Source organism: Flavobacterium anhuiense (assembly GCF_004151235.1).
Taxonomy (GTDB): domain Bacteria; phylum Bacteroidota; class Bacteroidia; order Flavobacteriales; family Flavobacteriaceae; genus Flavobacterium; species Flavobacterium anhuiense_A.
Genome location: NZ_JUIV01000003.1, coordinates 15,453 through 39,542 on the forward strand (window position 1 = coordinate 15,453; position 24,090 = coordinate 39,542).

Annotated in this window: 20 protein-coding genes; 16 read left to right on the top strand and 4 right to left on the bottom strand. The window is 34.2% G+C overall.

The window, feature by feature from the left end; all coding sequences use genetic code 11:
- Window positions 1-34 precede the first annotated feature (34 nt).
- The 6 genes from NU08_RS05625 to NU08_RS05650 all read left to right on the top strand — a co-directional run bounded on the left by NU08_RS05625 (window position 35) and on the right by NU08_RS05650 (window position 5,904).
- Window positions 35-1,111, top strand: a complete 1,077-nt coding sequence (locus NU08_RS05625; protein ID WP_129746234.1) for a porin — start codon at window positions 35-37, stop codon at window positions 1,109-1,111.
- Between the two features lie 234 nt (window positions 1,112-1,345).
- Window positions 1,346-2,473: a sensor protein KdpD gene (locus NU08_RS05630; protein WP_129746235.1), complete on the top strand. Its 1,128-nt coding sequence runs from the start codon at window positions 1,346-1,348 to the stop codon at window positions 2,471-2,473.
- A 243-nt stretch (window positions 2,474-2,716) separates the two neighbouring features.
- Window positions 2,717-4,432, top strand: a complete 1,716-nt coding sequence (locus NU08_RS05635; protein WP_129746236.1) for a sensor histidine kinase — start codon at window positions 2,717-2,719, stop codon at window positions 4,430-4,432.
- A gap of 58 nt (window positions 4,433-4,490) precedes the next feature.
- On the top strand, window positions 4,491-4,727 hold the full coding sequence (locus tag NU08_RS05640; protein WP_129746237.1) for a hypothetical protein: 237 nt from the start codon (window positions 4,491-4,493) through the stop codon (window positions 4,725-4,727).
- The gene (locus tag NU08_RS05645; RefSeq protein WP_129746238.1) at window positions 4,709-5,008 is read left to right on the top strand and encodes a type II toxin-antitoxin system RelE/ParE family toxin; all 300 of its coding nucleotides are present in this window, start codon (window positions 4,709-4,711) and stop codon (window positions 5,006-5,008) included. The genes NU08_RS05640 and NU08_RS05645 overlap by 19 nt, the downstream gene beginning before the upstream one ends.
- 134 nt (window positions 5,009-5,142) lie before the next feature.
- Window positions 5,143-5,904: a phosphatase PAP2 family protein gene (locus tag NU08_RS05650; RefSeq protein ID WP_129746239.1), complete on the top strand. Its 762-nt coding sequence runs from the start codon at window positions 5,143-5,145 to the stop codon at window positions 5,902-5,904.
- A 93-nt stretch (window positions 5,905-5,997) separates the two neighbouring features.
- On the opposite strand, the gene NU08_RS05655 is transcribed toward NU08_RS05650, so the two are convergent.
- On the bottom strand, window positions 5,998-6,771 hold the full coding sequence (locus NU08_RS05655) for an XRE family transcriptional regulator (RefSeq protein WP_008466879.1): 774 nt from the start codon (window positions 6,769-6,771) through the stop codon (window positions 5,998-6,000).
- Between the two features lie 89 nt (window positions 6,772-6,860).
- Here NU08_RS05655 and dinB point away from each other — a divergent pair, with 89 nt between their 5' ends.
- The 6 genes from dinB (at window position 6,861) to NU08_RS05685 (ending at window position 14,439) form a co-directional block, all read left to right on the top strand.
- On the top strand, window positions 6,861-8,042 hold the full coding sequence (gene dinB / locus NU08_RS05660; protein ID WP_129746240.1) for a DNA polymerase IV: 1,182 nt from the start codon (window positions 6,861-6,863) through the stop codon (window positions 8,040-8,042).
- Window positions 8,042-11,095, top strand: coding sequence for a DNA polymerase III subunit alpha (locus NU08_RS05665; RefSeq protein ID WP_129746241.1), 3,054 nt, complete (start codon window positions 8,042-8,044; stop codon window positions 11,093-11,095). The genes dinB and NU08_RS05665 overlap by 1 nt, the downstream gene beginning before the upstream one ends.
- A 117-nt stretch (window positions 11,096-11,212) precedes the next feature.
- Window positions 11,213-12,592, top strand: coding sequence for an exonuclease domain-containing protein (locus NU08_RS05670; RefSeq protein ID WP_129746242.1), 1,380 nt, complete (start codon window positions 11,213-11,215; stop codon window positions 12,590-12,592).
- A gap of 40 nt (window positions 12,593-12,632) precedes the next feature.
- Window positions 12,633-13,259, top strand: coding sequence for an alpha-ketoglutarate-dependent dioxygenase AlkB family protein (locus tag NU08_RS05675; RefSeq protein WP_129746243.1), 627 nt, complete (start codon window positions 12,633-12,635; stop codon window positions 13,257-13,259).
- Window positions 13,260-13,416: 157 nt separating this feature from the next.
- The gene (locus NU08_RS05680; RefSeq protein ID WP_129746244.1) at window positions 13,417-13,878 is read left to right on the top strand and encodes a DUF1810 domain-containing protein; all 462 of its coding nucleotides are present in this window, start codon (window positions 13,417-13,419) and stop codon (window positions 13,876-13,878) included.
- 156 nt (window positions 13,879-14,034) lie between these two features.
- Entirely contained in the window at window positions 14,035-14,439 is a 405-nt protein-coding gene (locus tag NU08_RS05685) for an MFS transporter (RefSeq protein ID WP_129746245.1), read from the top strand.
- A 70-nt stretch (window positions 14,440-14,509) separates the two neighbouring features.
- Here the strand turns inward: NU08_RS05685 and NU08_RS05690 are convergent, their stop codons facing one another.
- Window positions 14,510-15,919, bottom strand: a complete 1,410-nt coding sequence (locus NU08_RS05690; protein ID WP_129746246.1) for an APC family permease — start codon at window positions 15,917-15,919, stop codon at window positions 14,510-14,512.
- A gap of 393 nt (window positions 15,920-16,312) precedes the next feature.
- Here NU08_RS05690 and NU08_RS05695 point away from each other — a divergent pair, with 393 nt between their 5' ends.
- The 4 genes from NU08_RS05695 to NU08_RS05710 all read left to right on the top strand — a co-directional run bounded on the left by NU08_RS05695 (window position 16,313) and on the right by NU08_RS05710 (window position 20,273).
- Window positions 16,313-17,119, top strand: a complete 807-nt coding sequence (locus NU08_RS05695; protein ID WP_129746247.1) for a hypothetical protein — start codon at window positions 16,313-16,315, stop codon at window positions 17,117-17,119.
- Between the two features lie 180 nt (window positions 17,120-17,299).
- Window positions 17,300-18,058 carry a methyltransferase domain-containing protein gene (locus tag NU08_RS05700; RefSeq protein WP_129746248.1) on the top strand — a complete coding sequence of 253 codons (759 nt, stop codon included), beginning with the start codon at window positions 17,300-17,302 and terminating at the stop codon, window positions 18,056-18,058.
- Between the two features lie 411 nt (window positions 18,059-18,469).
- Window positions 18,470-19,894, top strand: coding sequence for a sensor histidine kinase (locus NU08_RS05705; protein WP_129746249.1), 1,425 nt, complete (start codon window positions 18,470-18,472; stop codon window positions 19,892-19,894).
- Window positions 19,884-20,273 carry a response regulator gene (locus tag NU08_RS05710; protein WP_129746250.1) on the top strand — a complete coding sequence of 130 codons (390 nt, stop codon included), beginning with the start codon at window positions 19,884-19,886 and terminating at the stop codon, window positions 20,271-20,273. Before NU08_RS05705 ends, NU08_RS05710 begins: the two co-directional genes overlap by 11 nt.
- Here NU08_RS05710 and NU08_RS05715 read toward each other — a convergent pair.
- On the bottom strand, window positions 20,270-21,436 hold the full coding sequence (locus tag NU08_RS05715) for a C40 family peptidase (RefSeq protein ID WP_129746251.1): 1,167 nt from the start codon (window positions 21,434-21,436) through the stop codon (window positions 20,270-20,272). The genes NU08_RS05710 and NU08_RS05715 overlap by 4 nt on opposite strands.
- A gap of 308 nt (window positions 21,437-21,744) precedes the next feature.
- Window positions 21,745-24,009 carry an aconitate hydratase gene (locus NU08_RS05720; protein ID WP_129746252.1) on the bottom strand — a complete coding sequence of 755 codons (2,265 nt, stop codon included), beginning with the start codon at window positions 24,007-24,009 and terminating at the stop codon, window positions 21,745-21,747.
- Between the last annotated feature and the right edge of the window lie 81 nt (window positions 24,010-24,090).

A 24,090-nucleotide genomic window follows, 5' to 3' on the forward strand; every position in this document is an offset into this window, starting at 1 on the left:
AAATCTACTAAATAAATAATTGAATACCCAAAAAATGAAAAAAATAATACTTACTGCTTTAATCGCTTTTGGTTTTAGCAATTTACATGCACAAGAAGAATCTAAAAGTCCGTTTACGTTTTCTGGATATGTAGACGTTTATTATAGTTATGATTTCGGGAAACCGGAAAATCATACAAAACCGGGCTTTTTTTATAATTATAACCGAAGCAATGAAGTGAACCTGAATTTAGGTTTGGCAAAAGTGAATTATTCGAAGGGAAATGTCCGAGCAAATTTGGCGCTGATGGCGGGAACTTATGCACAATATAATATGTCGGCTGAACAGGATTTACTGCAGAATGTTTATGAAGCGAATGTTGGCGTGAAGATTTCGCAAAAACATGATTTATGGATTGATGCCGGAATAATGCCTTCGCATATTGGTTTTGAAAGCGCGATTGGAAAAGATTGCGCCAATTTAACCCGAAGCATTCTGGCAGAGAATTCTCCTTATTATGAAACTGGAGTAAAAATTGGTTATACTTCTGATTCTGGAAAATGGTATTTGGCAGCCATGTATTTGAACGGCTGGCAGCGAATTCAGAAAATTGAAGGAAACCAAACGCCTGCTTTTGGAACGCAGGTTACATACAAACCTTCGGACAGAGTGATTTTGAATTGGAGTACGTATATTGGAAATGAACAGCCCGATATTGATAAAAAGTGGCGTTACTTCAATAATTTTTATGGACAATTTAAAGTAGCAGAAAAAGTGAATTTGACAACTGGTTTTGATATTGGTTCTCAGCAATCGGCTAAAGGAAGCGAAAAATATGATGTTTGGTTCTCTCCTGTTTTGATTCTGCAATACAAACCGACTGATAAAATTCAGCTTGCAGCACGTGGAGAATATTACAGTGATGAAAAAGGTGTAATTATCGCAACTGAAACTCCAAACGGATTTAAAACTTACGGATTTTCAGCTAACTTTGATTACTTAGTTACTGATAATGTTATGTTTAGAATTGAAGCCAGAAATCTATCTAGCAAAGATGAAATTTTTACCAAAAATAATCAGCCAACAGATACAAATACCTTTGTGACAACTTCTTTGGCAATCAGTTTCTAGGAAAATTTTCTTGCCACAGATTACACAGATTAAAAGGATTCTTTGTGTTGAGTCATTTGCCACGAATTGCACAAATTTTCACGAATTAATTACTTTAACGTTTATGCCATTTTTAAAATAAAAATTTGTGCAATTCGTGTAATTCGTGGCTGAAAAAAATCACTTTAATCTGTGAAATCTGTGGCTAAAAAAAATAAAAACTTTGTGACTTAGCGCCTTCGTGGCAAAAAAAACATGAAAGAAGAAAACGAAAACAACGCACAGCATTTTCTGGATTTGATTCAAAAATCCCGAAAGGGAAAGTTTAAAATCTACATTGGAATGAGTGCTGGTGTGGGCAAAACTTTTCGTATGCTTCAGGAAGCGCATTCGTTATTGAAAAACGGAATCGATGTCAAAATCGGCTACATCGAAACGCATATGCGGAAGGAAACACATGAATTATTAGCTGGCCTTCCTATTATTCCAAGGCGAACAATTTTTTATAAAGGAAAACAGCTTGAAGAACTTGATGTACAAGCCATTATTAATCTTCGTCCGGAAGTTGTTATTGTTGATGAATTGGCGCATACCAATGTTGAAGGAAGCAAAAATGAAAAACGCTGGCAGGATGTTCTAGAGATTTTAGACGCTGGAATTAATGTAATTTCAGCTGTGAATATTCAGCATATTGAAAGTTTAAACGAAGATGTAAAACGAATCACAAATATTGATGTTCAGGAGCGAATTCCTGATAATGTTCTGCGTCTGGCAGATGAAGTCGTAAATATCGATTTGACTTCAGAGGATTTAATTGCGCGTTTAAAAGAAGGAAAAATTTATACGTCAGATAAAATTCCAACAGCTTTGGCTAATTTTTTTAAATCGGAACAGATTCTGCAATTGCGTGAATTGGCTTTGAAAGAAGTCGCAAGTCAGGTTGTGCGAAAAGTAGAAAGCGAAGTTCCGAATCTGCATGCTTTACGGCATGAAAAATTGTTGGCTTGCATTAGCAGTAATGAAAAAACTGCTAAAATCATTATTAGAAAAGCCGCTCGATTGGCAAGTTATTACAACGGCTCTTGGTATGTTTTGTATGTAGAAACTCCTAAAGAAAGTAGTACAAGAATTGCACTTGATAAACAAAGACATTTAATTAATAACTTTAAACTCGCTGTACAATTGGGCGCAGAGGTTATTAAATTGGAAAATTCAAATATTACAAATGCTATTTTGACAACGGTAGAAGAAAAACAAATTACAACTGTGTGCATCGGAAAACCGCATTTTAATTTGTTTAAAGTAATTTTGTCTACAACAATTTTCAGACGTTTGCTAAACAAATTGTCTTTATCAAATGTAGATCTTGTTATTCTGTCGTGAAAAATTTTTAAACCATATAAGTTATATCAGTTCATTTAAACGAGGCTGCTTAATTTAACCGCAAAGGGCGCAAAGTTTTGCGCAAAGCACACAAAGATTAAATTAAAAAACTTTGCGTCCTTGCGACTTTGCGAGCAAAAAATCTAGCGAACTTTGCGAAACCTTTGCGCCCTTTGCGGTTCAAAAAACTAACATTTTCTTATATAACTTATATGGTTCAAAAAAAACTAAATGTTTTATAAAATGAGAATTAAAACCAAATTGAATCTGGGTGTTGGATTGTTATTTTTAATGATCATCATTCTCTCGTTAGTGAGTGCTTATTCTGTTTTTTTGATTAAGCAGGACACTGAAAATATTTTGAAATCCAATTACAATACGCTGGAATATTCCAGAAATATGATTTTGGCTTTGGACGAAATGAAATCCGGTTCAAAAGAAACGATTCAGAGTTTTGAGGAGAATCTCGAAAAGCAGACTCAAAATATTACGGAACCAGGCGAAAAACAAGCTACCGAAAAGCTTAAAGCCAGTTTTGCTCTTTTGGACAAAAACAACTCCAACGAAACTGTAAAAACACAGATTCGTCAGGATATTTTTGCAATTATGAAGCTAAATCTGGATGCCATAAAACAGAAAAGCGACATTGCTAAACAATCGGCTGAAACGGCTAATCTTTCAATTGCCATTGTGGGAAGTTTATGCTTTCTGATTGCTTTTAATTTATTGATTAATCTTCCGAATAATATTGCCAATCCAATTAAAGAATTAACACTGAGCATTAAGGAAATTGCCAATAAAAATTATTCCGAACGCGTTCATTTTACAAGTCATAGCGAATTTGGAGATCTTGCAAAATCTTTCAATACAATGGCGCAAAAGCTTGAAGAATATCATGACAGCAATGTTTATAAACTTCTATTTGAAAAAAAGCGACTGGAAACCTTGATTAATAATATGAACGATCCTATTATTGGTTTGGATAATGAAGGAATTGTTTTGTTTGTGAATGATGAAGCACTGAAAATTATTGGTCTAAAATCGGAAGATATTATTGGAAAACCAGCATCTGAATTGGCAATTTCTAATGATTTGATTCGTTCTTTGATTCTGAAAGAAAGTGAAACTCCGAAAAAACAACCTCTCAAAATTTTTGCTCACGGAAAAGAAAGTTATTTCGAAAAAGAAATTCATAATATCACGATAACGCCAACGGGCGAAGAAAAAGAAATTAATATTGGCGATGTCATTATTCTTCGAAATATTACGCTTTTTAAAGAACTGGATTTTGCTAAAACCAATTTCATTGCCACCGTTTCTCACGAATTAAAAACGCCGATTGCTTCTATAAAACTAAGTTTACAATTGCTTGAAAATGGAAAAACAGGAGATATGAACGATGATCAGAAACAATTGGTTGAAAGCATTAAAGACGACAGTCAGCGATTGTTGAAAATTACAGGCGAATTGCTGAATTTATCGCAATTGGAAACGGGAAATATTCAGTTGAATATTGGAAAAAGCAATCCGCACGAAATTGTAAGATATGCTGTAGAAGCTGTAAAAGTTCAGGCAGATCAAAAACAGATCCAATTAGTTGTTGATGCTGATGAGAACCTCAAAAGCGTAAAAGCTGATGCCGAAAAAACAGGCTGGGTTTTAATTAATTATTTATCAAATGCCATTAGATATTCATCTGAAAAAAGTACGATTCTCATCAAATTAAAAGAAGAAAATAATCAAATGGTTTTTCAGGTAATTGATACTGGAAAAGGAATTGATACAAGATACAAAGACAAGGTTTTTGACAAATATTTTCAAGTTCCAGGCAGTCAGAAATCGGGAACGGGATTGGGATTAGCGATTAGTAAAGAATTTATTGAAGCTCAAAATGGAAGCGTTGGCGTAGAGAGTAATTTAGGTTTGGGAAGTACATTTTGGTTTTCGTTGAAAGTATAAATTATTTAACAGTATTTTGAAAATAAATCTTTAATTTTGAGTATTAAAAGAATTTGATATGGACATGACAGCGCAAATAAAAGAAAATTTGATTTCTAGAATTAGAGATTCTAAAGACATGAATTTTTTAAAAGCACTTCAAACTATTTTTGATTCTTCAGAACAGTCATTGTACGAATTAAATGCTGAGCAACAATCTTCTATCGAAACAAGCCGAAATCAGATACAAAAAGGAGAGTTTCATAAAAATGAAGATGTAATTTCAGAGATGAGAGAATGGCTAAAAAAGAAATAATCTGGTCTGATCTTGCTAAACTTGAATTTTCTAATGTTCTTGAGTTTTATGTTTTCAAGAATGGAAATTCTGCTTACAGCCTAAAAATTCTTGAAGAGGTTGAAGATTTATTAGAAACTCTTTCTAATAATGAGTTTATAGGAAGACTTACTTCTAATAAAATCACTCGTGTTATTCCAATGAAAATCTACTTAATTTTTTATGAGATTAAGAACAATCAAATAGAAATATTATCTTTTTGGGACAATCATCAAAATCCTGAAAAAAGGAAAATAAAATAAGACTCTTATTTAGTCAATCTTAATACAATTACGCAATTTAAAACCAACAAATTAAAGTTCACTTAAGGTTCAATTAAGTTCAAAATACCAGACTTAAACATTCGTTACTATTGCAAAACATAACACCAAAAACAATGTTCCGCAAAACGATTTCCCTCGTATTCCTGTTCGTATTATTTTCTGCTAATGCGCAGCAAAATGATTCCATTGCAAAAATTGACAGCACGTCAAATAATTTGAAATTCAATTACAAACAGCTAATTATTCCATCAGTTTTGATTGGGTACGGCGTAATTGGAATTGGAAATGATCAACTTTTAAGCTTCAATCGCCAGATAAGAGCAGAAGTTAAAGAAGACATTGACGAAAAAATTACAATTGATGACTTCTCTCAATACGCACCTGCAGCATCTGTTTATGCTTTGAATGCTTTTGGCGTAGAAGGGAAAAATAATATGCGTGATCGTTCGGTCATATTTGCAACTTCGTATATTATTATGGCAACGACTGTTTTGAGCTTAAAATCTATTGTACATGAAGAAAGGCCTGATGGAAGTTCAAACAACTCCTTCCCTTCTGGACATACTGCAACTGCTTTTGCTGGAGCCGAATTTTTATATCAAGAATATAAAGACAAATCGATTTGGTACGGAATTGCAGGTTATGCCGTTGCAACAGGAACCGGACTTTTTAGAATTTACAACAATCGCCATTGGTTGACTGATGTTGCGGCTGGAGCGGGAATTGGAATTTTGAGTACCAAAATCGCTTATTGGATCAATCCTTATATCACTAAAAAATTATTCAAGTCAGATTCTGAAAACAAATCAACCTCTATGATTATGCCTTTTTATAATGGACAGCAATATGGATTGGGTTTTGCGAAAGTTTTTTAGTTTTTTTTGCCACAAAGGCACTAAGACACAAAGTTTATTTATCTTTTTTTGAATAGCTTTGTGTCTTAGTGCCTTCGTGGCAAAAACTCTTTTTTATGTATTCGAAGTATTATTTTTAATCTCTCGAACTTCTCTTTTCAATTCTAAAAGCAAATCTTTCATTGCACCCGTTTCTGTCGTTTCTTGTTTTTTATCCGAACGGCCAATGTTACATTCGTATTCCCAAATCTCCAAAATTTCAGAAGCTTTCACTTCATAATTTGGATAAAAACTGTTATCAGATTCTAAAACCAAACTATTCTTTTTGTTTTTATTGAGACGTTTATATACTATTCCTTCATTCTTAGTAATCAAAATATAGGTTTTGCCATCCATAACCTCTCCCAGCTTTTCTACGTAACGGCCAATAATAATGGAACCATCTTCGTGTGGAGGCATTGAATCGCCTTCAACTGGAAATCCGCGGTGTTTTCCAGGGCCTAAAAACGGAAGTGTAATCTGCTGTAAACTTTCGATATATTCTGGATCAGCATATCCGTTGAGGTAACCGGCTTTTGCTTTTTGAGATACAATTTCGATATAATTTTCTCCAAAACTATCCACTTGAATTGGCAAAATAAGTCGATTGCCTTCTAGTTTTATCAAATTTTGCACATCAATTTTACGTATATCGACAGATAATATCAAGTCAATACTCATATGAAAATATAATGCAATTTTCTTTAAAATGTCATACGGCGCTTCCGAAGTTCCATCTTCGTATTTCACGTATCTTCCTCTTGTAATGCTAAGGTTTTCAGCTAATTTTTCTTGTGATATTTTATGCTTAACCCTTAATGCTCTGATGTTGTCTGAAAATAAGGACATAATTAATTTGTTATAATTTGGAACAGCAAATATACTAAAAATGTTCTAATCTGTGCTAATTTTGTTTCATACAAAAACAAAAGGAAAAAATGGCACGGGCAATTGTACATATGGATTTGGATACCTTTTTTGTATCCTGTGAAAGACGCACCAACTCAGAACTCAACGGAATTCCGCTTATTATTGGCGGAGGCGACCGAGGCGTTGTGGCATCTTGTTCGTATGAAGCTCGCAAATTTGGAGTCCGTTCTGCCATGCCGATTCGTATGGCATTAAAACTTTGTCCAGACGCAAAAGTGATGAAAGGCGACATGGAATTATATTCGCAATTGTCTCATGATGTTACCGAAATTCTTCAGGAAAAAGCGCCTGTTTTAGAAAAAGCCAGTGTCGACGAATTTTATTTGGATATTACTGGAATGGATCGCTTTCACGGAAGTTATAAATGGACAAACGAACTGGCACAAAAAGTAATTAAAGAAACTGGACTTCCTATTAGCTTTTCATTGTCTATTAATAAAACAGTTTCTAAAATTGCTACTGGGGAAGGCAAACCAAAAGGAAATCTTGAAATTCCGGAACATAAAGTGCAAACATTTTTAAATCCGCTTTCAATTCAAAAAATACCAATGGTGGGAGCTGTGACTTTTCAGCTTTTATCTCGAATTGGTGTGCGTAAAATTCAGACTTTAGCCGAAATGCCTGTTGAGGTTTTACAGCAAATGATAGGTAAAAATGGTATAGAACTCTGGAAAAAAGCTAACGGAATTGATCATACGCCTGTAGAGTCTTACAGCGAAAGAAAATCCATTTCGACAGAACATACTTTCTCTCAAGACACAATTGATCTTACAAAACTCAGAAGAATATTATTAGGAATGGTCGAAAAACTGGCTTTTCAGCTTCGTGCAGAACAATGGCTGACTTCAACTGTTACGGTTAAAATTCGTTATGCCAATTTTGATACCGAAACTAAACAATGTAGAGTGGCTTATACCTCTGCCGATCATGTTCTGACTAAAAATGTAATAGAACTTTTTGAGAAAGTTTACCAGCGCCGCATGCGTCTTCGTTTGATTGGCGTTCGCTTTAGCGGATTGGTTCGCGGAACGTATCAAATTGATCTTTTTGAAGATACTCAAGAAATGCTTGCGCTTTATGCCGCTATGGATAAAATGAAAAACCGTTACGGTTTTGATGCCGTAATGCGCTGTGCTGGAGCCCATTTCAAACCGAATACTAAAGACGAAATCTTAAAACGTATCAAATAATGTATCTTAATTGCCATTCATATCATTCATTGCGCTACGGCACGATTCCGCTTAAGGAATTGATTGACGAAGCTGTTTCGTGCGGTATAAAAGCAATGGCATTAACAGATATTAACACTGTTACCGGAATTTACGATTTTATAAAAGCTTGTCAGGAAAAAGAAATTAAACCTTTGGTGGGAATGGAATTTCGATGTAATCACGAATTCCTATATATTGGTTTAGCGCAAAATGCAGAAGGTTTGGCCGAAATGAATCGATTCTTAACGGAACATAATTTCAGCGGAGAAACTCTGCCTTTGCGTGCTCCAAAATTCGAATCAGCATTTGTGATTTATACTTTAGAAAATGCTCCTGAAAAGCTTTTTGAAAATGAATTTATCGGAGTTCGTCCTGAAGAAATTTCGGGTCTTCTGACTTCAAAACATAAAAATAAAATCTCCAAAATGGTGATTTTGCAGCCTGTAACTTTTAGAACTAAAAAAGAATACAATCTGCATAAAGTTCTTCGTGCTATTGATACGAATATTATTTTATCAAAACTTACAGAAGCTGATTATTGTAAAGTTTCTGATGTGATGAAACCTGTAGAATCTATTCTGCCATTCTATGAAAAATATCCTGAAATCATTTTGAATACACAGCGTATCATTGACGATTGTAATTTTCAATATGACTTTTCGGCTAAAAGAAATAAAAAGTTCTATACTCAAAACCGTCAGCAAGATTTAGAAAAATTGACCGAATTGGCTTGGGAAGGATTTGAAAAACGGTACGGAAACGAAAATATTGAAGCAAAAGCTCGTGTGGAAAAAGAATTGAAAGTAATTGACGAATTAGAATTCAGCGGTTATTTTTTAATTACTTGGGATATTATTCAATATAGCAATAGCCAAGGTTTTATGCACATTGGTCGCGGAAGTGGTGCCAACAGTATTATTGCTTATTGTTTGGGAATTACAGATATCTGCCCTATCGAATTAGATTTATATTTTGAACGTTTTCTAAACTTAAACAGAAAAACGCCACCGGATTTTGATATCGACTGGAGCTGGCAGGAACGCAATGTAATTTTAGAATACATCTTCGAGAAATACGGTAAAGATCATGTTGCTTTCTGCGGTACGAATGTCGAATTCAAATACCGTTCTATTTTTAGAGAAGTCGGAAAAGTTTTTGGCCTTCCGAAAGAAGAATTAGATCTTCTGGCAAAAAATCCAGAAGAACTTCATCCAACCAATAAAATAGTAAGACTGGTTCAGGAATACGGACAAATGATGGGTAAATATCCTAATCAGCGAAGCATGCATGCGTGTGGAATTCTAATTTCTGAAGAACCGATTACAAATTATACTCCTCTCGAAATGCCTCCAAAAGGTTTTCCAATTGTACTTTTTGATATGCATATTGCCGAAGAAATCGGTTTTGATAAATTCGATATTCTAAGTCAACGTGGTATCGGACATATTGATGACAGTGTAAAACTGATTGAAAAAAATCGGGGTATAAAAGTTAACATTCGTGACACTTCGATTTCTAAAGACGAAGCTGTTTGCAATTCATATTTAGCAAAAGGAGATACAATTGGCTGTTTTTATATTGAAAGTCCCGCTATGCGCGGTTTACTGCGTCGTTTAAATTGTGACAATTATAAAATTCTCGTCGCAGCATCGTCCATCATTCGTCCGGGCGTTGCACAATCGGGAATGATGAAAGAATATATTTTTCGTCATAATAACCCAACGCAGTTTGAGTATTTCCATGAAGTTTTCAGGGAACATCTTGGTGAAACGTACGGCATTATGGTGTATCAGGAAGATGTAATTAAAATCGCCCAGCATTATGGCGGACTTCCCGCTCCTGACGGTGATATTTTGCGACGTGCCATGTCTGGAAAAGGAAGATCTTTGGAAGCCTTACAGAAAGTAAAAGATAATTTCTTTGCCAGTTGTGCTCAAAAAGGTCATCCATTAGCATTAAGTCAGGAAATTTATCGTCAGATTGAATCTTTTGCGGGTTATTCTTTCTGTAAAGCACACTCGGCTTCTTATGCTGTTGAAAGTTATCAAAGTTTGTATTTGAAAGTTAATTATCCTGTTGAATTTATGACAGCCGTAATCAACAATCAAGGCGGATTTTATAGAACCGAAGTTTATGTGCACGAAGCGAGAATGTCTGGCGGAACAATTCATAATCCGTGTGTTAATAAAAGCGAATATCAGACTACTTTGTACGGCACTGATATTTACCTTGGTTTTATGCACATTCAAAGTCTGGAATCCAAAATTGCACATTTAATCGAATCGGAAAGAGGAAAAAATGGCGAATATCTTTCTTTGGAAGATTTCATAAATCGGATTCCAATAGGAATTGAAGGCGTTAAAGTTCTGATTTTCATTGGTGCATTTCGTTTTACAGGAAAAACAAAAAATCAGCTTTTGATAAGCGCCAGTTTGCTTTTAAACAATTTTAAACCCGAAAATAGAAATCTAAAACTTTTACAAGAGCCTGTCAAAGAATACAAACTTCCAACATTGGAACGCTCTGTTTTTGAAGATGCTTTTGACGAAATCGAATTGTTGAGTTTTCCTGTTTCCTGTACCGTTTTTGATCTTTTACAGACCAAATATCGTGGCAATATCATGGCTAAAGATTTAGTGAAATACCATAAAAGACAAGTAAAAATGCTAGCTTATTTAATTTCTAGAAAACATGTGCCAACAAAAAAGGGATCTATGTATTTTGGAACTTGGATCGATTATGAAGGAACTTATTTTGATACAGCACATTTTCCTGATAGTCTGGCAGAATACCCTTTTCAGGGCGGCGGCTGTTATCTATTATTAGGAAATGTTGAAGTCGATTATCATTTTCCAACTATTACAATAACCAAAATGGCCAAAATGCCTTTTATTCCAGATCCCCGTTATATGGATTCGAAAGACCAATATAAAACACAGAATCAAATTAAAGAAGATATAAGCCTTACGCACAGAAAGCCTTATCCGCAAGGACATGAAATTAATCTGCCAAGGCATCGAATGAAATTTTAAATGAGTATCCCAATTTAACACATAGAGAGATAATTTTTAGCTTGTAGAGACGCCATTTTAACTTTAACCTATGTGTTAAATTTTAAATAACTAAAGAACAACTTACGTTATATAAAGATGAAAAATACGGAATATGCTATAGTCGATATTGAAACCACAGGCGGAAATGCCAGTGGCAGCCGCATTACAGAAATTGCGATCATTATTCATGATGGCAAAAATGTGCTGGATCGTTACGAAACACTTGTAAATCCTCAACAGGACATTCCTCCTTCTATTTTTGGATTGACAGGTATTAATAACGAAATGGTTGCCAATGCACCAATCTTTGATGATATTTCAGAAAAAGTATTAGAAATGCTTACTGACCGTATTTTCGTTGCTCACAATGTTAACTTCGATTACTCATTCGTTCATCATCAGCTGGAACAGGCAGGTTTTAAATGGTCTGCCAAAAAACTTTGTACCGTTCGTGCAGCCAGAAAAATCAAACCAGGATTGGGTTCTTACAGTTTAGGAAATCTTTGCAATTCTTTAAATATCAATTTAGAAAACCGACACCGCGCGGGCGGAGATGCAGATGCTACTGCCTTATTGTTTTCTCTTTTATTAGAATGGGATGATGCTGGAGAAATAGAAAAAATGATCAAGAAAACAGCACAAGATCAGCGCTTGCCTCCTAACCTTCCGCCAGATGATTTTAATAATCTGCCAGATAAACCAGGCGTGTATTATTTTTATAATCAGGCAAAAAAAGTGATTTATGTTGGAAAGGCAATTAATTTAAAAAAACGAGTAACATCACATTTTACAGGAAACAACATCAATCCGCAAAGACAGCATTTTTTAAGGGATATTCACGGAATCTCTTTTGAAGTCTGCGCTACCGAATTAATGGCACTTCTTTTAGAATGTACCGAAATCAAAAAACTCTGGCCAACTTATAATAGAGCTTTAAAGCGTTTTGAAGCTAAATTTGGCATTTATCAATACGAAGCGCGAAATGGCTATAAATATCTTGCCATTGGAAAAGTGAGTAAATTTCAGGTTTGCATTCATGAATTTAGCAGTTTGCATGAAGGCATTAATTTGCTTCGAAGTCTAGCTGAACGTTTTGGAATTGATCATCGCTTCTGTAAATATTCAAGATCTGAAGAAGGAGAATTTTTCTACAATAATAATGTGCAAAGTCTGCCTGATGTCATAATGCATAATGCACAAGTCGATAACGCCATTGATTATCTGTTAAACAACAGGCCTACTTTTGCCATTATTGACAAAGGAAAATCAAAAGAAGAACGCAGCTGCATTTGGATTGAAAATGGGCATTTTTATGGTATGGGATATCTTCCTTCAGATGTTTCGATTCACGAGCCTTTGGATGTAAAAAACTATGTTACACCTTACAAAAGCAACCAATATATAGAGCAATTGATTTTTTCTTATGCAGAAAAGCATCCTAGAAAAGTATTCTTTAAAAAACATTTCTTGGTCTAAAATCAAATTAGAGAAAAATAGAGCTGTAAAAATCAAAATTATGACACTATTTAGCGACACCGAATTATTTACCACTGGACACGGAGGTAAAAAAATATTTGATCTTCCAGATTGCGAATTAATTCTGATTGAAAATTTCTTCAGCAAAGAAGAATCAGATTCTTTTTATGAAAGGATACTTCGCAAGACCAAATGGAGAGAATATGAAATGGAAATTTATGATAAAACCTATACTGTTCCTAGAATGATTGCCTGGTATGAAGATAAAGATAATGCAGGAGCTGATCCAAACGGACCAGATTGGACGTATGAATTGTTAAAGATAAGAAGTCGTGTAGAGAAAGAAACACAGCTTGATTTTAACAGTCTTCTGTTAAATTTATACCGAAACGGAAAAGATGGCGTTGGCTGGCACAGCGACCGAGAAGACAAGTGCGGTAAAGATCCAGTTATAGCATCTGTCACTTTTGGAGAAACCCGAATGTTCAAACTTCGCCACAAATTCAGAAAGGATATTCCGCTAGTAGAAATTCCGCTTCATCATGGTTCTTTCTTATTAATGGCAGGAACTACGAATAGCTTTTGGCAGCATCATGTACCCAAAACAGCACGCAAAGTTTTGCCCAGAATAAATTTAACATTTAGGCAAACGCAACGTAATACGTAATGCATTCAGAACTAAAAACTAGCTGATTTATTAGCTCAATCTCTACGAGGAAAATTCTGTCGAAAAAAGTTAAAATACTGATTGTATGAATGTTTTATTAGGCTGAACCTTCCTTTTTTACTATTTTTGCAACCTTTTAAAAAAATATAATACCGTAATGGCTTATTCAAACAACGATTTAGCGCGCTTCTTAGATGCGCAGAACAAACTCTATCTTACTGCTCTTTCTGAAATCGGAAAAGGGAAAAAAGAGACGCATTGGATGTGGTTTATTTTTCCTCAAATTAAAGGATTGGGTAAAAGTGATACTGCAAATCTTTATGCCATTAACGATTTAAAAGAAGCTACACATTATTTGGAACATCCTATTTTAGGAAAACATTTAATTGAAATTTCAGAATTGCTATTAACCTTTAAAATGAAATCTGCTGATGGGATTTTTGGCGATTTAGATGCCCGAAAATTGCGTTCTTGCATGACTTTATTCTCTTTGGTAGAAAATGCAAATCCGATATTTCAAGAAATTCTGGATGCTTTCTTTTCTGGAGAAACCGATCCGCTTACTTTGTCTATTATTAATTCAACTATAAAATCTGTTGATGAACCGGTAGAAATATAACCCGAGTTTACAGCGATTATTTACATTTAAAAGACACTAATTATAGTGTCTTTTTTTTGTTTGCATCCATACCTTAATGAAAATCAAGCACCTAAATTATTTATTTGAAAATAATAGCGTTAACTTGCATAATCAACCTCAAATCTAAACCAAATTATGACAGAAAAAATCAAAACTTTACAAATCATCCATCTTGGCATTTGCGCTGGAACAATTATCGCATATTTCATTATAGGAAATATTTCTTTAGAAACACTAAATATTCCTGCTATTGATTCAAATTCAATACTATATCTTATTATTCCTGTTCTTGCCTTTGTTTTGAGCAGCATCTTATTCAAAGCACAATTAAAACAGATTGATCCGAAATTAAAACTTGAAGACAAACTGCCAATTTATCAAACTGCTTCCATTATGCGATGGGCAGTTCTTGAAGGCGCCGCTTTCTTGATATTATTCATTAAACCCGAATTTATTATATTCGGAATCCTTCTCATTGTTTATCTTCTTTTTCTAAGACCTACCGAAGAAAGAATTACTAATGATTTATCTAATTCTTAAAACCTATAAAGCAAAAAAAGCATCTTGAAAAATCAAGATGCTTTTTTTATTTCAATTAAAACTAAAAATATTATTCGCTTGGTTTTGTTAAATAGTAAACTGGGATTCCAGTTAACATAATTAATACTCCCCAGCCGCAGGTAGAAAATTTTGTAATTAATAGCGAAATACAAATCGCCGAGGCTACAACAATATATAGCATTGGTAAAAATGGGTATCCGAATGCTTTATACGGTCTTTCTGCATCTGGCATTTTTTTTCTAAGAATAAAAATTCCGTAGATTGTCAGAATGTAAAAAATCAATACGATAATAATTACAAAATCCAGCAAATCACCATATTTTCCTGTCAAGCACAAAGCCGAAGCCCAAATACATTGCGCCCAAAGTGCCCAAGCTGGAACGCTCGAACTATTTAAAACAGCTGCTTTTTTGAAAAACAAACCGTCTTTTGCCATTGTATAATATACTCTTGCTCCCGCCATAATTAATCCGTTGTTACACGCAAATGTCGAAATCATAATCATAATCGCGATAATCAACGCTCCGATATTTCCAAAAATATAATCTGAGGCCACAACTGCAACACGGTCAAATTTTGCTGTTGCAATTTCATCAAACGGAACTACAGCCAAATACATAAGATTTGTCACTACATAAAGAGAAGTTACTATGAAAGTTCCTAGAAACAAACTAAGACCAACATTTCGTTTCGGATTTTTAATTTCTCCTGCAATAAAAGTCACACCATTCCAAGCATCACTAGAAAATAATGATCCAACCATTGCTGCTGAAATTCCAGAAATCAAAGCAGTTCCGCTAATTGGCAACCATGATCCGCTTTCTTTATCAAATGTTTTTGTACTCCATCCGTCTACCCAGTTTGCATCCCAAATTGAAGCTTTCGCGGCAAGCGTTAGTCCAAAAACAACTAATCCTAGCAGCGATAAAATTTTAATTATTGTTAAAACGGTTTGCAGAATTTTTCCGTTTTTCACTCCACGGCTATTAATGAAAGTCAGAATGATGATGGTTAAAATTGAAACTAGCTGAGCTGCATTCAGTTTAAAAGCACCCAGTTCGTAAAGAATATTTTCATCGCTTAAAGGCTCATACAAATAAGCTGCAAATTTTGAGAAAGCCACTCCTACTGCTGCAATGGTTCCGGTTTGAATAACTGCAAAAAAGCTCCATCCGTATAGAAAAGCAATCAGTTTATTATAAGCTTCTTTTAGGTAAACATATTGTCCTCCTGCTTTCGGAAACATCGCGCTCAATTCGCCATAGCTAACCGCAGCGACAACGGTAATAAATCCAGACAAAAGCCAGATTAAGGTAAGCCATCCTGCCGAGCCTACTTGTCTGGCGATATCGGCGCTTACGATAAATATCCCGGATCCGATCATAGAGCCAACCACAAGCATGGTTCCGTCTAAGAGTCCGAGTTCTCTTTTAAAATGTTCTTGGTCGTTTTCTTGCATTTTTATTGGTTTAGGTTGGCTAAAGATATACTTTTTTCTGAAATCTTAATATTAACTGATTAATTTAAAAGAAAAGAAAAAAAACATACCACTTACGGTTTTACGTAATGTTGTAATATTTAATTTACATATTTTTGAGTAAAACAGAAAAATGCATTAATAAAATATTCAGCAATCATAATATAGAATATTTTGTCAATATTAAATATCAGAAATTTAACCTAACGTTTCAATAGTAATTTCAGGTACTTCGATATAACTGTAAATAAATTTATTGAGCGGATTGCAAAATCTGAAGTTAAAATCTGAAAGGCGGAACAAATTAACCCAAATCTAGTACCTAAAGTTTTCGTCTTTAAAGGCAATTATTTTGCAAACGGGAAATAAAAAATCATGAAAAATTTAAAAATTTATCTAAGCATTACTTTCATTTTACTGATAACAAGTGCAACTTTTCTTGCCTGCACAAGTGATGAAAGCGACAAACAAACAGCAAAAACTTCTATAGAAGAATCCAAAACTAATTCCCCAACAAGCAAAGCAATACAAACTACTTGTGGTATTGTAAGTCCAACAATATCAATCCCTGAAACTTCTGAAGTTTTTCCAGGCTCACAGGTAACATATACTTATACTAATACTACTGGAACACCAAGTAATATTCAATGGAGTACAAACGATCCAGTAAACATTCAATTACTTTCAAATACCGGATCAACAATAACAGTTAAATATTCAAATAGTTTTACAGGAGGTCAAATTACCGCTGGAGGAACTGGGGACGGGGCATTATTTTGTCAATCAATCGTAAATGTTGTAAAACTTGATTGTTGCACACCAGTTCTTTCTGCATCGTATATTTGTAGAGGAAGCGGCACAGGAAGTGCAGGGGGAAGTCTAGAAATATCAATTCCTACTAGTAATAATTGTAAAATTACTTGGGAACATATTACTAAAATAGATTTAAGCTTGTCAGATGGAACTAAATTTACAGTTACCAATCCAAGCAGTTTATACAACCAAAGTCAAGGCACATTAACATATCCATACATTCTAACCAATAACAAAATAAATTTACCATTTAGAAATCAAGAATGTTCGCCGGACATCGCATGCACTGCTACATTTTACTTTAATAACGGCTGTCCTCCAGCAACTGCAACCGTCGTAACCTTGGGACCACTTGAGACATCTAATTAAATTTAATTATTAAAACTTAAAAACTGCAAAAAATATTTTGCAGTTTTTTTTATGCTCTTATCCAACATATAACTTAAAGAAACCCTATCATTACGGGAACATTTAAGCAAATGCAACAATCTCTACCTTTGGTTTTGAAGCATTAGAAATTTTCCCTAACTTTAAATAAAAACATATATCATGACTTGGGATCCGAAAAAATACAACGAATTTAAAGCAGAACGTTCTAAACCTTTTGATGATCTTACAAGTCATATTATTGACAAGCCCAATCTAAAAGTTATAGATCTTGGATGCGGAACGGGTGAATTGACCCAAAAATTGCATCAAATGCTTACCAATCCGTTTGTTCTTGGTATTGACAATTCTGCTGAAATGCTGGCAAAAGCTCCAGTACAAGAAAATCTTGAATTTAAAGAAAAAACAGTTTTAGAACAAATTGAAGATGAAACCAAATTTGATTTAATTTTTTCGAACGCAGCATTGCAATGGATTGATAATCATACCGAACTTTTTCCGAAAATTATTTCTCGCATAAATCCAGGCGGACAGCTCGCAGTTCAGATGCCACAGCAAAATGAGAACATTCTAAACAAAATACTTTTACAATTGGTGCAAGAAGAACCTTTTGCTTCATATCTCAAAAACTGGACGCGTCCTTCTCCAGTATTAACTTTAGATGAATATGCTAAAATCTTATTCGAAAATGGCGGCAAGGATTTAGTTCTTTATGAAAAAGTTTATCCTATAATTTCTAATAAAAAAGATGATTTTTTTGATTTCATTTCAGGTTCTGCGTTGACGGTTTATCAAGAAAGATTAGGAGAAGAAGCATTTACAGCATTAACAACCGAATTCAAAAAAAGAATAGATGCGTATTTTCCTGTTGTGCCATCTATTTACGCCTTTCGAAGATTGATAATTTATGCTACATTTTAATTAAAAAACTAAAAAGCCAGTTTCAATTTTTAAACAAAATAAGGCCTAATTATTTATTTTTAATCTTATTTTTATATCCCATTTTCTTTTAAAAATCGAATTACAAAGTCAGTCCTTTTGACTTAAAAATTAAAAAAATGGATTTTCAAAACCACAATTAACTAAATCACAAACAATTAAACAAAAACACCTGAAATAAAAATATTTTTGTTTCCGCCTAAATTTTTTTGCGAAAATCATAAGATAAATTTTATTATATTTGAGAGAATGATTTTATAAGCCTATATACAGAGCAAAATATCTTAACAAGTGTTTAACGATAACATGAATTGATTTTCCCCCATAATCATCTATTCATACTTGCAAAACACGCAAAAAGACACATTTTATTAACCTACTAATTTTAAGATTATGTCTAAATTGCAAGCTTTAAAAAATTTTCGTTTCCCAAATGTTTTCATTCTTATTTTAATAGTATTCATTTCTTGCGCATTATTAATCTGCATTAATTTTTTTACTATTAAAATCTTATCCGCCAATAGAGCTTATGTAAATGGAGAATCACATTATTCGAAAGGACAAAAAGACGCATCTAGACATTTAATCACCTATTTATTTACAAAGAATCCTGCACAATGGAAATTGTATCTGGAAGAATTAAAAGTACCGCAGGGAGATGGCATTGCAAGAATTACACTCTTGAAAGCTGGCGATAACGAAGTGGCGAGAAAAGGTTTTTTAACAGGCAGAAACAATGAGGATGATTTAGACGATATTATCTGGCTGTTTGAGAATTTTAAAAATGTTAGCTTTTTATCTAAAGCCATAAATGAATGGGGACAAGGAGACAAATTAATTTTTGATCTGTTTGTTATTGGCCAGCAGATTAATGCCAAAATTGAGCATAATATATTAACCGCTGAGGATCAGAAGAAATACTTGAAGCAAATAAGTTCAATAAGCGACCGATTAACAGTTAACGAACGTAATTTTTCAAACACATTAGGAGAAGGAACTCGAAAAATAAAGGATCTGTTGATTATTGCTAACATATTTTTTATACTGGTTATAGTTTGCAGTGTTTGCCTTTATTATTCGATAATGGTCAAAAGGCTCTTAATTTCAAAAAAAGAGACAGAAGTAAAAAATGAAAATCTTGTTATCGTAAATCGCGAATTGGATCGATTTGTTTACAGCGCATCGCATGATTTAAGATCACCCATTACTTCATTAAAAGGCCTTATCGAAATAACAGCATTAGAGGACGATGTACAGCAGGTTCGGAATTATCTGCAAATGATGCATCAAAGTCTTGCCAGACAAGATCAGTTCATTAGCGACATCATTGATTATTCTAAAAACAAAAGAAAAGAGATAATTATGGAGCCTGTAAGCCTGAAAGAACTTTGTAATGAAGCTATTCTGCAATTAATGCACATTGAAAATGCAAACAGAATTAAATTCACTCAGGAACTTTTGGTAGATCAGATTAAAAGTGATGGTCTTCGTTTAAAAATTATTATTAACAATCTCCTTTCTAATGCTATAAAATATGCAGATTGCAGTAAGCCTGAAATGTTCATTACAATAAAAACTTATTTTAGTGAAGGCCAAAATAAGATCGAAGTAACAGATAACGGAATCGGAATTCATGACGATAACAAAGCGAAAATTTTTGACATGTATTTTGGAACAAACAAAAACAAAGGTTCTGGCTTGGGTTTATACATTGTAAAAGAAGCTGTTGAAAATATTAGAGGAGATATTTCAGTTTTTTCAGAAAGCAGTGTTGGAAGTAAATTTATAGTAACAATACCAGACTCATATGCCGTATAAATCTCAATTTATAATTATAGAAGACAATCTGATAGATCAATTTGTCACTAAAAAGCTGTTGAAAAAAGGGCTTGATATTAATCCTGCTTATATAGCTAATAATGGAAAAGAAGGAATGAACTGGATTCTAAAAAATCAGAATCTAAATCCATTGATTATTCTTTTAGATATTCAAATGCCTGTCATGAATGGTTTTGAATTTTTGGAAGAGTTTGATAGACTTCCTGAGGATGTAAAAGAGAAAATTGAAATTTTTGTCCTTTCTTCGACTTTAGATAGTGACGAAATCAAAAAGGTCAAAGAAAACAAATACGTGACTGATTTCTGGAATAAACCTTTTAGATTAGAAATATTGAAAAATGCTTTTCTTTCAGCTTAATTTAAAACACGATTTACTTGAGAGAAAGCCCTTGTGTAATATGGTTCTTTTGTTGAAGAAATCATTACACCGCCATGAGTAGATGAGTGCACAAATTTAATCTCACCATCAACATTTTCAACAACCATACCTACATGATTTATATGTCGTCTGCCGTTGGTTCTAAAGAAAATCAGATCACCTTTTTGAGCCTCCTCTGAAGCTATTTTTGTTCCTATTCGAGATTGTTCTATTGAACTTCTTGGCAGTTTAATATCAAAATTGCCAAAAGTACAAAACATTAATCCTGAACAATCAAACCCTGCTTTTGTTGTTCCGCCAGATCTATATCTTATACCTATATTTTCGGTTGCGCTTGCTATAAGCTGATCTATTAATTCAGAATTATTTCCGGTTCTCACAAATGTCGAATCTCTCTTTATTTCTGGAGCCGTTACAGCTATTTGATTAGAAGAAGAAGCATCTTCTTGGACATTAGTTTCTTGCAAACCCTTCGCCGCTTGAATAGCATCTGCTTTTTCTTTTGGAACACGAATTTTCAATAAATATCCCGCAGGCACTTTTCCTTTAATTGATGGATTTTGACGTTCTAATTCCGCAACTGTAATCCCGTATTCTTTAGAAATCCCGTATTTTGTTTCTTTTGCTTTAACTTCTCTTATAAGTTCTACATCTGTTGAAACTACTTCTGAATTAACTGGAGTTTCGTTTTGAGAAGTACTATTTGACGCAACATTATTTGAAGGAATGTTTATCTGCTGTCCGATTTTTAAACCTTCGCTTTCTAGAGATGGATTTGCTTTCTTTAAATCACCAACAGAAACATTGTATTTTTTAGAAATTCCCCAAAGCGTTTCTTTGGAGGCTACTTCGTGAGTACCAGAAGCAGTTATTGTAGAGACATTAGCATCTGCAACTTCAACATTTTTAGATTTTGCCTTTGCAGTAGTTTTATTTTTATTCGGAATTAAAAGGATTGAGTTTAGTTTTAATATTTTAGGAGCATTTGGGTTTGCATTTGCTATGTCTTTTACTTTTACTCCATATTTTTTAGCAATAACAGAAAGGTTATCTCCTTGTGAAATTTTGTGCTTAATAAAATTATCCTGCGCAAAGGCTCCGACACTGAAAAAAAACAATACTATTATTAACCGATAAACCATATTTCTTGAATTACATTTTTATTATTATTTCAAGAGCTTAAAACACTAATTTTTAAACTCAAAAAAATCATTTTTATTACGTGCATCGGCGAATTTAACTTTTTAAAGTAAAAAAAACACGATTTTTAACAACAAATTTTAGTTAAAACCTAAAATTTAAAAGTTGGTTAATCCCCGAAAAATCTTTTAGACTGAATTTCAAAACGTTACGAATTTACAATACTTTTCCTACAATTAAAAACAATAACAGATAAAAAACGCCCTGTTTTTTTCAGAGCGTTTAATTTATAAGTGAAACTTAAAAAAATTTAAGCTTTTCCGGCAGCAATCAAATTCAATGCAGAGCCAGCTACAAACCAGCCAATCTGTCCTTCATTGTAAGTATGGTTTGCTAAGATAATATCTTTTGTACCGTCTGCATGAACAAATTCTAATGTCAATGGTTTGCCTGGAGCAAATTCTGTTAAATCTAAGAAGTTAATAGTATCATCTTCTTGGATTTTGTCATAGTCTGCTTCATTTGCGAACGTTAATCCCAAGAGACCTTGTTTTTTAAGGTTTGTTTCGTGGATACGAGCAAAAGATTTTACTAATACCGCTTTAACACCTAAGAAACGAGGCTCCATAGCTGCATGCTCACGAGAAGAACCTTCTCCGTAGTTATGATCTCCAACTACGATTGACGGAACTCCAGCTGCTTTGTACGCACGAGCAACCGCAGGAACAGCGTCATATTGACCAGTCAATTGGTTTTTAACGGAGTTTGTTTTTTGGTTATATGCATTGACAGCCCCAATCAGCATATTGTTTGAAATGTTATCTAAGTGCCCACGGAAACGCAACCATGGTCCAGCCATAGAAATATGATCCGTTGTACATTTTCCAAAAGCTTTGATTAGCAATTTAGCACCTGTGATATTTTTTCCATCCCAAGGCTCAAAAGGAGCCAATAACTGCAAACGCTCAGAAGTTGGATTAACCACTACTTGAACATTTGATCCGTCTTCAGCTGGAGCTTGAAATCCTGGATCTTCAGCAAAGAACCCTTTAGCAGGAAGTTCATCTCCTGTTGGCTCTTCAAGCATTACCTCTTCACCGTCTTCGTTGATTAGCTTATCAGTTAGCGGATTAAAACCTAAATCACCTGCAATAGCCAAAGCAGTCACCAATTCCGGAGAACCTACAAAAGCTAAAGTATTCGGGTTACCATCGGCACGTTTTGAGAAGTTACGGTTGAAAGAGTGCACAATGGTATTTCTTTCTTCTTTCTCTGCCCCTTCTCTATCCCACATACCAATACATGGCCCGCAAGCATTTGCAAATACTGTAGCATTGATTTTATTAAAAGTATCAATAAATCCGTCTCTTTCTATTGTAGAACGCACTACCTCAGAACCTGGCGTAATAGTAAATTTCGCTTTCGTCTTTAAGTTTTTAGCAGCAACTTGTTTTGCTAAAGAAGCAGCACGAGAAATATCTTCGTAAGATGAGTTTGTACAAGAACCGATCAAACCATACTGAACCTGTAACGGCCAGTTATTTTTGATTGCTTCTTCTTTCATTTTAGAAATCGGAGTAGCTAAATCTGGTGTAAAAGGACCATTTAAGTGTGGCTCCAATGTAGATAAGTTGATTTCAATCACTTGATCAAAATATTGCTCTGGATTAGCATATACTTCTGGATCTCCTGTTAAATAAGGAGCAATCTTGTCTGCAGCATCTGCAACATCTGCTCTATTTGTAGAACGAAGATAGCGCCCCATTGAATCATCATAACCAAAAGTAGAAGTTGTAGCTCCAATTTCTGCCCCCATGTTACAAATAGTTCCTTTACCCGTGCAAGACATTGCTTTCGCTCCTTCTCCAAAATATTCTACAATTGCTCCGGTACCTCCTTTTACAGTAAGAATGCCCGCAACTTTAAGAATAACATCTTTTGGAGCTGTCCAGCCTGATAATTTCCCAGTCAATTTAACTCCAATTAATTTAGGGAATTTAAGTTCCCAAGCCATTCCAGACATAACATCTACAGCATCTGCTCCACCAACACCAATCGCTACCATTCCTAAACCTCCTGCATTTACAGTGTGAGAATCGGTACCAATCATCATTCCGCCTGGAAAAGCATAATTTTCAAGTACTACTTGGTGGATAATTCCAGCGCCTGGTTTCCAGAAACCGATTCCGTATTTATTCGAAACAGAAGACAAGAAATCAAAAACCTCATTACTTTGAGTTTTTGCTCTAGCCAAATCGGTTGCCGCATCTACTTTTGCCTGAATCAAGTGATCACAGTGAACTGTTGTAGGCACCGCCACTTTAGATTTTCCGGCATGCATAAACTGCAATAAAGCCATTTGCGCTGTTGCATCCTGACACGCTACTCGGTCTGGTGCAAAATCAACATAATCAACTCCTCTCTTAAACACCTTAGATGGCGCTCCATCCCAAAGGTGATTATATAAAATTTTCTCCGTTAAAGTAAGGGGACGACCAACAAGCTCACGCGCTTTATCAACACGCGCAGGCATATTTTCGTATACCTTTTTAATCATTTCAATATCAAAAGCCATAGATTTTTTGTTTTTATTATTCTTTTTTGAACATGACAAGTTACAAAAAATAGAACAATTATTACTAAAAAAGCCCGAGTT